Consider the following 16,015-nt stretch of genomic DNA (forward strand, 5'->3'; position numbering starts at 1 on the left):
CAACTTGCGCTTTTTGCATACAAACAATTAACGATACGTAGGATGGATGATGCCAATATCGCGTTCAGTTTTTAAATTTCCATCAGCGTAACGTTGCATTTCATTGCCTTTAACCCGAATCGGAATGCGCTCTCCTTGATAGAAAAGTTCTCCCTCGACGGTGCGGACGGTCATTCCGATGACTGCCTCCAGATGTCCACTATGATCCGTCACCAGTCGAATCCCTGACGGGCCGTCCAGATGAACCTTGCCTTCCAGATATACCGTCATGCGATCAGGCGTGTTGACCAATTCATATCCTACTCCGTTGACTTTTCGGCTATAAGCCGTGTTGCCAGATACGATCTCACCATGATCCATGTCGATGGGGAGCAGTCCGGTAAACCAGAGCTGATTCGATCCAACAGGCATAATTCCGCATAATCGCTCCACATAATCGAGGAGACAGAGGATGGAGGGGGAGTACGTCTCGGTAAAACCTTGTTCTCCGGTCCACGGGCTTAGTACCTGACCAAATCGCTTATCTTTGGATAGAGCGGACAAGATTGGCTGCATTACCCAGGTTAGCTCCACATATCGATGATGATACTCGAATGCGTGTGGTGCCCGGATCAAACTCAGGAAATTGGATGCCCCTCCCCAGCTGTTATAGGAGGAAAAGGGATCAAATCTGGGATCATCCATTGAAATCGATGTAAACGGGTATTTAGCGAAAAACTTGCTTGTATTCAACAGGTACCGACGCAGTAGGTTATCGAACAATTCACGGTCGCCCACCTCGCAGGCCATCACGCGAAGCAGCACATCGGATTGGACTCTGACCGTTTCGTCATTGCGGTCCCGATCATAGAAGAACATATCCTGTTCGTCGTAACAATAACGGAAGAGACTTTCCAGGCTGGACTCGGCTTTTGCTTTCCAATCCGTACCTGATTCCCCCAGCTCCTCAGCCATGCGCGACAGATACAAGCGCTGACAATAGATATTGGCAGTCAGATCTGGTGCCAGAAAAGGCAGAATCGGAGAATCCGGGTGATAGGCAGAAGCATCATTCATATAAGGTGTATCCGGAATATGCCAGAAACGCGGGGATAAGTCATGTCCGGTGTCAAACGTACTGAAGGCCTCTACACAGCCGGTACTTCGGGTATTACGGTTGCGTGCAATCCACTCATCGTAACGAACCATAGCCTTATACATGGTGTTCAGGAAAGACGAGTGCTTGCCATGATTGCTATGAAGCTGATAGTGGTTCCATACACTGCGTGCCAGAGGAGTTACCAACTGGATTTGCCGGAAAGAGGGCCCGTTTGCCGTGAGTTTATACGGGAGCAATCCATCATCTCTTTGCTGCTTGGCAAATGCGAGGTACGTTGTTTCGGACACAGATGGAAGCAGGCGAGACAGCAGCTCCGCATTGATGGTACCTGTACTCTCTAACCAACAACCCAGATAGATGCCACCTTCTTGTAAAATAGGATTGCTGTCTCCCATGGGCAGGATACAAGCAAGCAATTTCTCCGCGGCTGCATAATACGTAGCTTCCAGTTGTCCGCCCGATGCCGCAAACCGGATACCCGACGCATGCCATTCCTGTAATAACTGCTGATCTTCCGGTTTAACTGGCTGAACTTGATCCATAATCGAAATGTTGCGCAGCCGATTTAATATCTCTTCTGTCATATGTTCCTCCTCACAGTGTCTGGTTTCTGGTTATTGATTCGATTCAAAGATACGAACGGTCCCGTTATAGAAGTCGGAGACAGCTTGCTCCACACTTTTTCGTCCAAATCCGATCTCCTGATTTGTCGTCTGAGCTAACTTGTAGAACTCTGCAAATCCAGGAGGGTTGTAACTCACGTCAAAAGGTTCAGTCTTCGTTGCTTCAGAGACAAGATTTGTATAGTTATAGACAATCTCCTCCACAGGGCCTGCACCTTCCTGAAGAAGATTTCGATTGGCTTCCGTAACGGGCACGCCGCGGTCATTACCAAGGATTTTGGCTGCTTCCGGATCATGAATCCAGAAATCCATTAACGTTGCCACTTCCTTCGGATGTTTGGTATTGGCATAACCTGATAATCCCTGACTCGACTCAAATACAACTCCCGTTCCCTTAGGACCTCGTGGTACAGGGAGAAGTACTAGTGGGTCTTCCGTCAAGCTCTGGAACGCAGCCAGCTGGTTGGATGGCAGGAGGGTCATGGCTGCTTTGCCTGTGATCAACAGGGACTTACTGGTGTCATCATGCGGGTTGGATACCTGCAATTCCGGTGTAACTACACCCCCGGATGCCGAAGTCTTTTCCCAATACTGGAACCATTCCAGAATGTCTTCTTTGGCGAATCCAAGTGTGCCATTTTTCATGTCATACAGTTGTTTACCCCTCTGTTTTAGATAAATATCCATCCCGTCGACGGTAAAATTGTACGTTCCATAGAAGCCGTCTCCGAGCTTGTCGGACAACTCTTTGCTGATGGCGGCATAGTCCGCCCAGTCCCAATCGGAAGCTGGCAAAGGCACGTCGGCTTTCTCAAAGAGTGACTTGTTAACAACAATTCCTCGTGCGTTCGCACCGGCAGAAATATGTTGCAGCTTCCCGTCGAGACGTCCGTATTCGATCATAGTTTCATCCATACCGTCCAAATTCAGTTCGTTGCCAACATACGGGTCCAGATTGAGCAGGACATCTTTTTTGGCATAGTCCACGACATTTCCGCCAAGGAAAAAGATATCTGGTGCTGTGCCTGATGCCAGCTGGGTATTCAGCTTGTCGAAATATCCGGAGGAGGGTGCAAATTCACCTACAATTTTAATATCCGGATGTTTTGCCTGAAAGATCTTCAGGGCTTCATTCGTAATATCTGCCCGTTTCTGGTCACCCCACCACATGATGCGAAGTTCGACCTGTCCGCCCTCGGTAGTTCCATTATCATTACCACTGCCTGCATTATCATTAGCCCCTGTATGGTCTGTTCCAGAGCAAGCTGTTACGAGTAACAAAAGTGAAGTAATCATACCAATCATGAAACGTTTGAACATGGTAAATCCCCCTGTCTATTGATATGAGAAACGTGTTGTTACTTCAGACCTGTTGTTGCAATGCCCTCAAGGAAATATCGCTGAAACAATAAAAAGATGATGGTCACAGGAAGCAGTGACAGGGTGGACATGGCAAGTAATGCACCCCAATCGGATTGTCCTGATGGATCAAAGAGAGAACGAATGCCCAGCTGCACGGTGAACAGATCAATTTTGCTCAGATAGATCATCTGACTGAAAAAATCATCCCAGCTCCACAGGAAGGTAAAGATCGCTGTTGTAATTAGTGCTGGAACGAGCAGTGGCACTACGATTCGGAAAAAGATCTGTGATTGCCCGCAACCGTCAATGGTTGCACTCTCGTCCAGCTCTCGCGGTATACCGCGTATGAATTGAACCATGAGCAAGATGAAGAAGGAATCCTGCGCGAGCCACTTAGGCAGAATCAGCGGGAAATACGTATTAATCCATTGAAGCTCATTATAGAGAATGTACTGGGGCACCAGAGTAACATGGTAAGGCAACATAATTGTGACCAACATCATGCTGAACCACAGGCCTTTGAATCTAAACTTCAATCTGGAGAAGGCGAAGGCTGCAAGGGAGCAGGAGATCACATTGCCAAGCACACTCATGACTGAGATCAGCACGGAGTTGCCGAAGAAACGGCCGAAGGAGATGCCCTGCAGACCTTTCCAACCATTAATATAGTGCTCCAGCGTGAAGCTGGTTGGGAAAAGACTGCCGCTGGTGAAAATGAGATGGTTTGGTTTAAACGAACTGAGAATTAACCATAGTACTGGATATAACATCAGCAGACCGAGGAGTATAATGGCGGCATGCCTCCCGGCCTGAACCAGTTGTCGTTTGATTGGCATATGCATTACCCCCCCTCCTGATTGTCCCCGTAGAATACCCAAAATCGGGATGTAACAAAGACGATTGCGGTGAATACCCCGATAATGACCAACATGATCCAAGCCAGAGCCGAAGCATAACCCATATCAAAGAACGAAAAACCTTTCAGATACAGATACAAGGTATAGAACATTGTTGCGTCGAGTGGACCCCCGCGGCCATCTCCTATCACGTAAGCTGGTGTAAACGCCTGGAATGAATTGATCATGCTCATGATCAGGTTAAAAAAGATAACGGGGGAGAGCATGGGCAGGGTGATTCCGAAAAATTGACGTATCTTTCCCGCTCCATCGACATCGGAAGCTTCATATAAGTCTGCCGGGATCTGTTTCAGGCCCGCAAGAAAGATGACCATGGCAGACCCGAATTGCCACACGGATAGCGTGATGATGGTATAGACCACATAATCCGGATGCGCAATCCAGGATGGACCTGAGATACCAAACCAGCTTAAAAACTGGTTAACCAGTCCGTTCCCCTCAAAAAGTTGCCGCCAGACGATTGCAATCGCGACGCTGCCGCCCAAGAGGGAAGGGATGTAATATACAGTCCGATAGATGCCAAGGGCTCGAATACCTTTGTTCAGCGCCATCGCCACCAGTAAAGCAAAGGCGAGCCTTAGGGGAACAGATAGAAAAACATAATAAAACGTCAGCCCAAGGGACCTGCGAAAGGTATCGTCCTCGGTAAAGATGTGAACATAGTTGCTCAGTCCAGTCCAAGTCGGTGATGACAGTAGATTGAATTTGGTCATGGATAAGTATAGGGACGCAACCATCGGTCCCAGTGTCAGACAGAAGAGTCCGATCAGCCAGGGCAGAAGAAACAAGTACGCTGTGGTATTGTGCTGACCGTATAAGGGTTTGGTCTGTTTTTTCATCATGTGCCTCCCTTCTGAATGGGTAAAAATAATAGTCACCAATTATGAATCCGCTTACAACATGCGGCGTTCTCTTGGTTACCACATCATACCGGGGAAGGGCAGAAGCTTGAATCTTATTTCTTCGGATCATGGCTATCGATTTTTTCGGAATGTTGCAAGCGATAATCAGAAGGACTCATGTTGAACATTCTTTTGAATTTCGAACTGAAATAACTTGGCGAACTGAAGCCGGTCAGTTCCGTAATATCCCACACGGTTAATTGGGTTTCCTTCAGCAGTTGCAAGGCGTGTTTCATCCGAACACCCGTCACATACTGAATAAAAGAGGTCCCTGCACCTTCCTTAAACAGTTCGGAGAAATAGGTAGGATAATAGTTAAATCGTTCAGCGAGTAACGTCAACGTTAGCTCCTGCATGTAGTTCTCCTCAATATATCGCTTGGCTAACTCTATAACCGTCCCATCCCCATCTTCTGAAGGAAGTTGTCGACCCAGGAAGTCTTGAAACCATTGCATTAATAAGCGTTCTGCTTGATCTGGCGTCTTAAGCCACAGTATCCATTCCGGGGTCATAGGAAAATCCATCAACAGTGAAATTTGAAAAATGCTTCGTGTCATTCGGGAGGGAGAAAGCTGGAATGCCTCGTGAAGTTCCTTGCGGATGATGCTGCGGAAGGAGTCCAGTTCCCCTCGAATGAGGTAACGATGCAGCTTGCGTGTCGTTTCTTCAGGTAGTATTGGACTATAGTCTGTTCCTGCCTGAGGATTCGGACCGCTGCCAGCCCGTTCAGCTGAATTCCATGCCAGAAGGGAATGGATATAACCTTCTTTCCAGTGCTCAAGTCCGGAACCAGAAAGCCCCACCCCAATCTTGAGTTCCATGGAAAAAACGGATGCCGTATGTTCCGTAAGCTGTTGGATGAATTCATGCTGCATACCATCTTGCACTATGAAATGCATGATCCCTGCGTGTGCCGAATCATGAAAAACCTGGACATTGTCTGAATCAGACTGGGCGATTTCATAACATACCATCTCGAAAGGAAGATGCATCTGCTCGGGTAATCGATCTTTTCGAATATCTTGCTTGTCCGAGTGACTTATACTGGCGGTCATGAAACAGACCTTCTGATCCTGCCATGATTCGAGATGGAACAATCTGAGCCGTTCTGGCATGGAGGAAGGCGGTAGGCGATTGCCTTTGACGAGATCAAAAAGGAAACGTTCCTTCATTTCCCGGTAATACTGAGAGAGTCGCCATTGCATCAATTCGGAATTGCCTCGAACTTTACGTTGTTCATCCAGATCCGCTTTGATTTTGCCTAATGTGGCTTTCAGTTCATCCCGGGTTACAGGCTTCAGTAAATAATCCATGACTTGGCTGCGAACACCCGCTCTGGCATATTGAAAATCTTCATAACCCGTGATAATGATAATCTGAATGGAAGGGTTATAACTGCGGCAGACATCCAGTAATCGGATGCCATCCATGACCGGCATGTTCATATCGGTAATCAGTAAGTCAAAATGTTCAGATTTCAAAAGTTCGTCCGCTTCTATCCCGTTAGAGGCTTCTCCTGTTATAACAAAGCCCATGCTGTGCCAATCAACTTTCAATTTTAATCCTTCGCGAACTTCGATCTCGTCATCTGCGATTAATACGTTGTACATCATATTCCTCCTGTACGGGTAGAATCAGTTCAATACATGCGCCTCCGTTTTCATCGTTCTCCATGTGGACCGTGAACAAGGCACCGTAATGCAGACGGCAACGAGCAATGACATTGCCCAGTCCAATATGCCAGCCTTCATTATGCAATATGGATTCCAATGAGGGGGGAGCAACCGGATGTTGCAACTTGTGGATTATTTCTGTTGGAATACCTGGTCCATTGTCTGAAACACTGATATGCAGACGATCATGCATCCGGTTGATCCGTATCTGGACCTGGGCTGTGGTCTGATGCTGGAAGCTGTATTTCACTGCATTTTCAATAAGTGGTTGAAGAATAAACTTGATGATGACTACGGAGTTCAGTGTACCTTCCAACGTTACCGAAATGTCGAGTTTATGACCGAAACGAGTCTGCAAAATGGAGATATAACGCTGCACATAATCCAGCTCTTCGGTTAGGGAAACACGGTCGTCATTGGTGTTGATAGAAAAGCGTATCATTTTACCCAGATCCTCAATGACCTGAACCGTATCATCCGTTCGGCGCTGAATGGCAAGACTGCTTACCAGCTCCAGAGTATTAAACATAAAATGTGGATTAATCTGTATGAGAAGTGCCTTGTACTCTGCTTGCTGGCGAAGCAGTTTCAGTTCAAATTCATTCTGGATATGCTGGCGTAGCTGGCTGATCATATAACGGAAGGTGAAGATCACATAACTGATCTCGCTCTTTACATTTTTATCTGGAGGCAGAAGTGAATCCGCTTGGTCAAAAGCACCTCGTTGAACCTGTCTCATCGCCAGAACCAGTCTGGTCAAAGGTTTGGTTACGCCATGAGATAGCCATGCAGCAGCCAAGAGGGAGACCAGAATCAGGGCAATCGTCACCACCACAATTGTGCTTTGGAGTTTATGGAAAGAGAGGTACATTTCCTTTTCAGGTGCAAGACCCGCCAACATCCAGCCGGTACGTCCCAGTTTCTTGAATACAAGAATGTCTCGCTGTCCTTCCTGGTTCGTAAGGTATGTCACACCGGATTTGAGTGGGCTTTTTCGAATACGATCGATCTCTGCGGTAGCTACAGCACCCAACGTGTCTACCTGCTGTGACAGAATAGGATTTCCTTGCTCGCCCAGTAGAAAAATAGTGCTACTCTCCGCAAGATGTATGCGCCGGAGCGGCTCCAGAAAATAAGATTCACTGACATTCACCTTCATGACATTCTGCGCTGTAGCATGATGAAAGGTGCCAATGGGCATCAGCAGACTGACCACCGGATTGCCATGATCTCTGACACGTTCATATTGATCGGTGTGTGCAGGTAACCAGCGTTCCCCCAACCTGTAGAAATTCGTATACCAGGATTCTTGTACAAAGGCAGGGTCATATGTTACCTGATTCTCGCTGCCAATTCGCAGTCCATTCCGTCGATAGATGGATACATCCGAGATACTGGTGTAACTGTTGGTTGCCTGAGTGAGAAAACGGCTCATCGCAAGGTTGGCCAGCATCTTTTCTCCTTCCGAAAGGTTCGGATCTCCGATCGCATTATCCCAGTTTTTGCCCATATCACTATTGAAAACAAGAGAGGCGACATCATAGATCTGCATCTGCACCATGTCTACGTATGAACCGTATTCCTCCATTTTCTCAAGAGCAGAGGATTCGATGTAAGAGCGAATGACCGTGCGTGATTCCTTGAACAGCAGGTAGGAGAGTGTGCCAAAAGCGAGGACAAACAGGACAACGATAAAGGCAATCAGGCGGTTTTTTAAAGAGAAGAACATAGATTTCCTCCTTCTACCGAGTCGACGTGCAGATTAATTATAAAAATATAAAAAAGACTGCGTGATATGCGCAGCCTTTAGATGAAATTAATAATGTATTGCAGACCTGGGAGACTTAGAAACGAACCAGATTATTGACATTGACAGGCAAGCCCGTCGCGATGGCGCGATTGGCAGCAATACCCGTCAGAATGGATCTGGCACCGTCCACGTGGTTAGCAGCGCGATGGAACGGATCTTCAACAGGCTCTCCAAACAGATCATTCAGCAGAACCGGGTCACCTCCGCCATGTCCACCTGCTTTTTCTTCCACTTCAACCTCATATGGCTCATCAAACATTGGAAGAACCCGCAACGTTTTACCGATTAATGCACCTTCTTTACTTTTGTCACCCAATGAATTGACATAGGATTGCTCCACAATGTTCATTTCAATCCGGCCTTTGGTGCCATTAATGGCAATGCGATAACCTTCCCATGGCTGGTAGGCAACGAGGGAGTAGGTCAGAATGGCTTTGTTCCGATACTTCACAAGAACACCCATCGTATCCTCAATGTTGATGCCATCCCCAAATACGCTCTGATCGCGCTGGTAACCATCTTCCGATTCGGCATCCAGATACATGGACTTCATATGTGCGTCTGAATCCAAATGCAGTGCAAAAGGATCATCCTTTGCGATCGGGTTGCCGGTTGCCCGGTTGTAGAATTGCGTTACACCGCGTTCTTCTGCATTTTCTCTGCCGTAATACATCAGATCACCAAATGCAAACACGGTATCCGGTTGCGAGCCAATCCAGAAATTCACCAAGTCAAAGTGGTGGGTGGATTTGTGCACAAGCAGTCCGCCGCTATTACGCTTGTCCCGATGCCAACGGCGGAAATAATCTGCCCCGTGGCGGGTATTCAGCAGCCATTCGAAGTGAACGGAAGTGACTTTCCCAATGGTATCATTCAGAATAAGTTCCCGAATCTTAGTATGGTGCGGTGCATAACGGTAGTTAAAGGTGACTCTTACGTTCTGGCCAGTCCGCTTGACGGCATCCAGAATCTCCTGACATTTCTCTTCATCGATGGTCATCGGTTTTTCGGTGACAACATCACAACCCAGTTCCATCGCACGAATGATGTACTTGTGATGGGTGCGGTCAACGCTTGTTACGATGACATAGTCAGGCTTCTCGTTCTCAATCATCTGATCAAACTGATCTGCAGGATAAGTGGGTACCTCAGGATACTCGTACTTTTCCTTCAATAGTTGATTCGCGTAATTCATGCGGACTTGATTTATATCACAAAAGCCGACAAGCTCGGAAGTATCCCTGTAATCACGGGTTAATGCACCATAAAAAAATTCGGCGCGACCGCCGGTTCCGACTAATACATAACGTTTCTTGTTACTCATGTCTATCGCCTCCTTGAATATAGCTCTAGACTATAACAAGGGAGTACTTCTTTCGCCGCATTTTATGCGTAACCGCTTTCAAATGCCGCATATTTTGCTATAATTTATGGAAAGGAGAGAGGGCGACATGACAGAACCTTTTCGTGCAGATTTTCATGATCCCTCGGATTTACTGCACATCGAATATGATCGTCGCATTGGATACTTCTCTATGACGGATGACCATCTGCATGATCATTATGAGTTGTATTATCTGTTGTCTGGCGAGCGTATTTATTTCATCAAGGACCGGACTTATCGGGTAAAGGCTGGCGATCTGGTGTTTGTTGACCGCAACACGGTTCACAAGACATTGGAGAGTGGTATGCCTGACCATGAGCGGATGGTGCTGTATTTGAAGCCGGAGCTTTTTGCTGGTATGTCTATTTCAACGGAGTTAATTGAAGCCTTAAAGGAACCCTTCTGCTGGGAGATTCCTATTGTAAGGTTTCCATCTCAAGTCACTGAGGTTCTAGAACGGATGGTTAGCGAAATGGTGGATGAAATGCTTCGTCCCCAACCGGGAAGCAACCTGTTGCTTCGTCACCGGGCTATTGAATTGTTGCTGCATGCCTATCGGAATCAGCATCTGGGCAGGTTAAGCTCCGATGATCGTGAGCCGGTTCTTCATCCCAAGACACAGGCAGTTGTACGTTACCTGAATGAGAACTATCAGAAACCACTGACATTACCGGAGGTGGCGGGCATGTTTCGCATTAGTCCGCATTATCTGAGTCGATTGTTCAAACAAACGACGGGATTTACCTTCAGTGATTATCTGAATCTGTTACGGGTGAAGGAAGCACAGCGTTTGCTGCGAGAAAGTGAGGAATCCATTACAGACATCGCCTGGCTTGCGGGATTCAGTAACTTCTCTCATTTTGGCAAGATGTTCAAACGTACCGTTCAGGTATCACCAAGAGTTTATAGGCAGGAATACAAGGAATTGGGTTCCGTGAGGACCATTAAAGAGGGAGAGAATATACGATGATTGAAGCGAGATTAAATGAACTGGGGATCATTTTGCCACAGGCCAGCGCGCCCGCAGCGAAATATGCCAATGCCGTTATTGTGAATGGAATTATGTATGTATCCGGGAAAGGACCGGATACCTCCGAACGCGGCAAACTGGGATCAGACTTCACAACAGAGCAGGGGTATGATTTTGCCCGGAATGCTGGACTGGAGGTGCTTGCTGTCGTTCGAGACGTGCTGGGTTCACTGGATCGGGTGAAGAGAGTGGTTAAAGTGCAGGGCTTTATCAATGCGTCCGCTTCGTATCAGGAGCATCATAAAGTGCTGAATGGATTCTCGGATCTGATGTTGGAGGTATTTGGGGATCAGGGGGTACACGCTCGTTCAGTATTCGGTGCAGTGTCCGTAAGGGATAATTTGCCGCTGATCATTGATTCTATTTTTCAAGTGGAGGAGTAGGTATAACCATGACAGAATCGTCTTCATTTAATCCGATCATGTTAACGATACCCGAGAGCTTCCATACGGAACGCCTCACAATTCGAGCACCGCAGTGGGGGGATGGCGCAGCCGTTAATGAAGCCGTCCGTGAGAGTGCGGAGCAGCTGCGGTTGTGGTTACCTTTTGCCGAGAAAATCCCTTCATTGGAAGAGTCTGAAATGACCGTTCGCAAAGCAAGGCTGCAATATCTGGAACGTACCGACATGATTTTACATTTGCGTGATAGACATACGGATGAATTCTTAGGCAGCAGCGGGTTACATCGCATTGACTGGAATGCCCGCTGTTTTGAGATCGGTTACTGGATTCGAACATCGCGAGCTGGCGAGGGTTTGATGACGGAAGCGGTAAAAGGGATAGAGCAATTTGCCATTACTCATCTGGAGGCGAACCGGCTGGAGATCCGCTGTGATGCCCGCAATGTGCGAAGTGCCAAAGTTGCCGAACGAGCGGGTTATACACTGGAAGGTATACTGCGCAAGATGCGGCGGGACAGTACAGGTACGCTGGTCGATTTTATGGTTTTCTCCAAAGTAAGAGGCAGTGAGTTCGAGTAAAGGGAGGGTAGGGCGATTTTCACACCGATAATGTTATGCTCAGTGAGGCCGGTGACCCATACTGGGTTATCGAATAGATGACTGGCATGGCGGGAGATACTGCGGGTGATGTGGCTCGAAGCTGGGTAATATTAATGAGCGGCACATTGCCGGAAGATACAGAGCCAGTTATACGATAGTTTAACTTCTATAAATGAATCTAATCATTTTATATAAAAGGGTAGAGAAAGAGAGGGACATATTCATGCTGCATTCATTAAAGGCCATACAATCATACAAGTCAGGTAATACGCCGGAAGCGCAGCAGCTATGGCTGCAACTGCTGGCAGCAGCAGAGAAGCCCCATATTAACCTCGAACGCATTCATTCCATTGCCGAACTTGAGGGAACAAATCCGGTGCTGGATTACACCGAGCGTACACTGCATGTGCTGGAGAAACTTCAGGTTTCTTTTTGGGTGCGAGAAATTCTGGAGGAAGTATTAATCTGGTCAGAGACGGCGAAGGCCGGATCACGGGAGCAGCGGCGGGTATGGCAAAAGCAGGGCGTTAACTTGTTTGTACACAATGTGGGGTCCGTTCAGTTATATGATCTATACGCAGGGGCAGACCACCTGGATAACGACATCGGTAAGACCAAGGAGACGAGTATAAATCAACCTGGATATCCGAGTGGTGCTCTAAGTAACAATGCGGATATAAGCGAGCATGCTGCGCTGAATACACACACTCCAAGGCATGAGATTATACGTACTCTAATTGCTACGCATGGACTTATCGGCCAATACATACGGGGTGAGATTCCATTTGCCGAGAATGCTTCGCTCCACGCCTTGACCGTCAAAGGGTGGCTTACTACAGATGAATTGCACACCATACTGATGGCATTAAATGAGTGCATTATTGCAGGTGTTGATCCAGCGTTATGGAATCAGGTTCAGGCTGAGGTACAGCGAATTGTAGGCTGGATTATCGCTGGACCGGATCATGAGGACTGGAGCGTGAAGGAACGGTTATCCCGCTTAAGAAGTTCATCCATTCGGCAAGGAGAGGCTATGGATACGGCTTACGGCAAGCTCCAAACCGAACTGGATGTAGAACAGGCGCTGGCTCCGCTGGCTCATCGCACATTATGGTATGTGGAGTCGGCCATGCAGGATTTTTCGTTGCAGGAGATGGTAAAAGTGTTCCTGTTGACGCTTCGCAGCGAAAGTATGCATCCCACATCCATGGAGAGTAGATCTGAAATCGTTCGTCATATCAGCTTCGAACCATTGATGAATACGATGTATTACGATTACAAGGGCGTCAAGAAGCTCAATATTTACAAGAAACGAATGATTGAAAAATATATGGAACAGTATGCATGGGAACAGATTATGTCAGGGGAGCAGATCGTCTATCCCCATCTAACCCATCGCATTGAACGTCATACGGATCTGCCGGATACATTATTCGTGACCTTTGAATTTTCTCCAGCGGCGGAGAAACTGATTGCATTCTGTATTGAAGCAGAAAAGTCGCCGTTATACGAGAAGGCTGTACTGCTGTTATTTGACCTGTTCGGATTACGCCGGGATGCCTATGACCGCTTCCACAACGAAGAGACGTATTTGTCCGATATGAACAGCTCCGGTGATTACAAAAAAGTACTGCTCGACTATATCGTTGGTAAACGGGTACTGGATATTGGTCCAGGTGGAGGGATTCTACTGGATCTGATTGAGCAGGAAAAACCGGAAGTGGAGCCGATTGGTATCGATATCTCAGCCAATGTCATTGAAGCGCTGGAACGCAAAAAACAGCGTGAGGGACATCGCTGGCAAGTGATGAAGGGCGATGCCCTGCAACTGGAGCAATATGTGCAGCCGGGCACCGTGGATACGGTTATTTTTTCATCCATTCTGCATGAATTATATTCCTATATTGAACTGGACGGTCGAAGATTTAATTCCGATACGGTTGTAGCAGCGCTGAGAAGTTCATTCCGTGTGCTGTCACCTGGAGGAAGAATTCTGATTCGGGATGGGATCATGAGTGAGCCGGAGGCGCAGAAGCGCCGGATTCGTTTCCTGGAACCGGATGGGATGCGCTGGCTGGAGCGGTATGCAGAGGATTTTCAGGGACGTGCAATTCAATATGAGCGGGTCTCAGACAATGAGGCCGTATTGCCGATCAACGATGCAATGGAGTTTCTCTACACCTATACGTGGGGCGAAGAGGCATACGTGCATGAAATTCAGGAACAGTTCGGTATATTCACGCCGACAGCCTATGAGAACTGTATTCGAGAAGCGCTGGGTGAACAAGCCGAGATTATTACGTTCCGACATTTTCTCCAGGAGGGGTACACGGAAGCACTTGGAGAACGAATGATCTTCATGAAGGAAAATGGTGAGCCTGCGCCTTTGCCAGACAGTACCTGCCTGATTGTCATTGAGAAGAAAAAAGGGTTGGCGGATGGATGATGAGTGAGGCCAGTACGTTTTTGTATTTTGTCAGACATGCGGAGTCTCGATATGTTGAAGGACAGGAACGCGAGCGTGGACTGACAGAGCAAGGTCATCAAGATGCGGGAACGGTTGCCAGTCTGCTCCATGGGGAGCAGATTCAACTGTTTTATTCTAGCCCCTACAGGCGAGCGGTGGATACGATTCAGATTCTGGCAGATCGGTCAGGTGGAATTGTGGTGACAGAGGAAGATTTGCGGGAACGCCAGTTGTCGAGTTCAGATGTGAAGCATGCTAATTTTCGTGATGCCAAGCAGCGGTTGTACCGTGATCCTACGTATGCGTTTCCTGGTGGGGAGTCTGGTGAACAGGCTCGCCTAAGAGCAGTAGCGGTCATCGAGAAAATTTTGGATAAACATGTGGGTCACAAGGTAGTCATCGGAACCCATGGAGATGTAATGACACTTATTTTACAACACTATGATTCTTCCTACGGGTATGACTTTTGGGAGAGTACTACGATGCCGGATATTTTTAAATTGCAGTTTGATGGAACGCGCAAGTTGGTCCAGGTCACCCGATTGTGGGAGTGACAGAGTTATATATGAGAAATGCATTTGCCAGAATGATAGTGGGGAGGAGCGAGTTGGCGGATGAAAATTACGCTTTTGCCTGATACATACTTTATTGAAAATCTAAGCGTATCTCCATTACAGGATAGAATGTACTGCATATTTGATCTCGAAGGTACAGGCATTAATCCTGTGGTGGAGAGTGTAACTCAATTTGGTGCGATGCATTACCAAAGAGGACAAATATGTAAACATTTTCATCACTTGCACGTGCAAACAAACCTATACCAGAACCTGTGGCGAAATTAACAGGAATTTCAAATGAGGAAATGTTGGAGCCTCCGTCGTTCGAAGAAGCATTTCAGGAATTCAAGAAATTTATTGGGGATAATGTGCTTGTAACACAAGCTGGATATGAATATGACCTACCCATTTTGAAGCGGCATTGTGATGAGTATGGGCTTCCGATATTGACCAACCCGGTGCTCGATACAAAAGCGATGTTTACCTACATTCATCCTGAGATTAACGAGGTCGTCTCTACAGATTTTCTGATTCGGTATTACGATCTGAATACAGATGGAATTCACAGACACAATGCTTTGGCAGATTGTGGTGTGATTGCTCGTATCTTTGAAAGTATCCTTAGCGAATATGAGGGACTTCAATTGGATCATTTTACAGCCGATCCTAATCGAATGATGAAGCGTTTTGTTATACCTGAGATGTATCTGACATGATGAGGAACTGGAGGGGAGATCAATGAGCAAAACGGATATGGAGAAGCTTCTGTCGGATCTTAACGAGGGACGGATTCTGAACCAGCAGACATTCGAAGGGTTAGATGTGGAAGTTTACCTGGATGAAAGGGATGCCTCTGCATTTGCTGACGAGTGGATGCAAGCTTTTGAACGATGGGCTCAAGCTACCGCTGTGGCTAAAGAAGAGGTGCTGCGCGCATGCAGGGAACAGGCGTTTAAACAGACTTTAGCTCTCACCGGCGAACCTGAGTTAGCGGGGTATGTGAGTGATGATATAGGTTTAATTGGTGCTGCATTGTTACAAGGTACGGCGAACGATTCCTTTGTGGATCAGCTGCTGGAAAGTTATCGTCAAGGCAGGTTGCCCCTGCGATAAGCGGGGGAGGACCAACAGGGGTGTTTTCGTTTGTATAAAAAAACAGCATCAAATGTACATTGTGGGTCGGCTGAG

General features: G+C 47.2%; 13 protein-coding genes and 1 pseudogene. 7 read left to right on the top strand and 7 right to left on the bottom strand.

Going from position 1 to position 16,015, the window contains the following annotated elements; genetic code table 11:
* Positions 1 to 27: 27 nt before the first annotated feature.
* The 7 genes from J2Z28_RS04985 to J2Z28_RS05015 all read right to left on the bottom strand — a co-directional run bounded on the left by J2Z28_RS04985 (position 28) and on the right by J2Z28_RS05015 (position 9,710).
* Complete coding sequence (locus tag J2Z28_RS04985) at positions 28 to 1,683, bottom strand: MGH1-like glycoside hydrolase domain-containing protein (RefSeq protein WP_211081442.1); 1,656 nt, start codon at positions 1,681 to 1,683, stop codon at positions 28 to 30.
* A 30-nt stretch (positions 1,684 to 1,713) separates the two neighbouring features.
* Entirely contained in the window at positions 1,714 to 3,042 is a 1,329-nt protein-coding gene (locus tag J2Z28_RS04990) for an ABC transporter substrate-binding protein (protein WP_211081443.1), read from the bottom strand.
* A 38-nt stretch (positions 3,043 to 3,080) separates the two neighbouring features.
* On the bottom strand, positions 3,081 to 3,920 hold the full coding sequence (locus J2Z28_RS04995; RefSeq protein WP_169482835.1) for a carbohydrate ABC transporter permease: 840 nt from the start codon (positions 3,918 to 3,920) through the stop codon (positions 3,081 to 3,083).
* 5 nt (positions 3,921 to 3,925) lie between these two features.
* Positions 3,926 to 4,840: a carbohydrate ABC transporter permease gene (locus tag J2Z28_RS05000; RefSeq protein WP_211081596.1), complete on the bottom strand. Its 915-nt coding sequence runs from the start codon at positions 4,838 to 4,840 to the stop codon at positions 3,926 to 3,928.
* 116 nt (positions 4,841 to 4,956) lie between these two features.
* Positions 4,957 to 6,513 carry a response regulator gene (locus J2Z28_RS05005; RefSeq protein WP_211081444.1) on the bottom strand — a complete coding sequence of 519 codons (1,557 nt, stop codon included), beginning with the start codon at positions 6,511 to 6,513 and terminating at the stop codon, positions 4,957 to 4,959.
* A complete protein-coding gene (locus tag J2Z28_RS05010) occupies positions 6,488 to 8,305 on the bottom strand; it encodes a sensor histidine kinase (RefSeq protein WP_211081445.1) in 1,818 nt (605 codons plus the stop codon). Before J2Z28_RS05010 ends, J2Z28_RS05005 begins: the two co-directional genes overlap by 26 nt.
* Positions 8,306 to 8,420: 115 nt before the next feature.
* On the bottom strand, positions 8,421 to 9,710 hold the full coding sequence (locus J2Z28_RS05015; protein ID WP_211081446.1) for a Gfo/Idh/MocA family oxidoreductase: 1,290 nt from the start codon (positions 9,708 to 9,710) through the stop codon (positions 8,421 to 8,423).
* Positions 9,711 to 9,837: 127 nt separating this feature from the next.
* Between J2Z28_RS05015 and J2Z28_RS05020 the strand changes: the two genes are divergently transcribed.
* The 7 genes and pseudogenes from J2Z28_RS05020 (at position 9,838) to J2Z28_RS05050 (ending at position 15,940) form a co-directional block, all read left to right on the top strand.
* The gene (locus J2Z28_RS05020; RefSeq protein WP_211081447.1) at positions 9,838 to 10,740 is read left to right on the top strand and encodes an AraC family transcriptional regulator; all 903 of its coding nucleotides are present in this window, start codon (positions 9,838 to 9,840) and stop codon (positions 10,738 to 10,740) included.
* The gene (locus J2Z28_RS05025; RefSeq protein ID WP_211081448.1) at positions 10,737 to 11,183 is read left to right on the top strand and encodes a RidA family protein; all 447 of its coding nucleotides are present in this window, start codon (positions 10,737 to 10,739) and stop codon (positions 11,181 to 11,183) included. Before J2Z28_RS05020 ends, J2Z28_RS05025 begins: the two co-directional genes overlap by 4 nt.
* A gap of 8 nt (positions 11,184 to 11,191) precedes the next feature.
* Complete coding sequence (locus J2Z28_RS05030; RefSeq protein WP_211081449.1) at positions 11,192 to 11,782, top strand: GNAT family N-acetyltransferase; 591 nt, start codon at positions 11,192 to 11,194, stop codon at positions 11,780 to 11,782.
* A gap of 244 nt (positions 11,783 to 12,026) precedes the next feature.
* Positions 12,027 to 14,249: a class I SAM-dependent methyltransferase gene (locus J2Z28_RS05035; protein WP_211081450.1), complete on the top strand. Its 2,223-nt coding sequence runs from the start codon at positions 12,027 to 12,029 to the stop codon at positions 14,247 to 14,249.
* Entirely contained in the window at positions 14,246 to 14,824 is a 579-nt protein-coding gene (locus tag J2Z28_RS05040) for a histidine phosphatase family protein (protein ID WP_244988125.1), read from the top strand. The genes J2Z28_RS05035 and J2Z28_RS05040 overlap by 4 nt, the downstream gene beginning before the upstream one ends.
* A gap of 245 nt (positions 14,825 to 15,069) precedes the next feature.
* A pseudogene (locus J2Z28_RS05045) lies at positions 15,070 to 15,543 on the top strand (3'-5' exonuclease); the annotation flags it as partial.
* Between the two features lie 22 nt (positions 15,544 to 15,565).
* The gene (locus J2Z28_RS05050) at positions 15,566 to 15,940 is read left to right on the top strand and encodes a hypothetical protein (RefSeq protein WP_211081452.1); all 375 of its coding nucleotides are present in this window, start codon (positions 15,566 to 15,568) and stop codon (positions 15,938 to 15,940) included.
* Positions 15,941 to 16,015 lie beyond the last annotated feature (75 nt).

It is taken from the genome of Paenibacillus xylanexedens (assembly GCF_017874615.1).
Lineage (GTDB): Bacteria > Bacillota > Bacilli > Paenibacillales > Paenibacillaceae > Paenibacillus > Paenibacillus xylanexedens.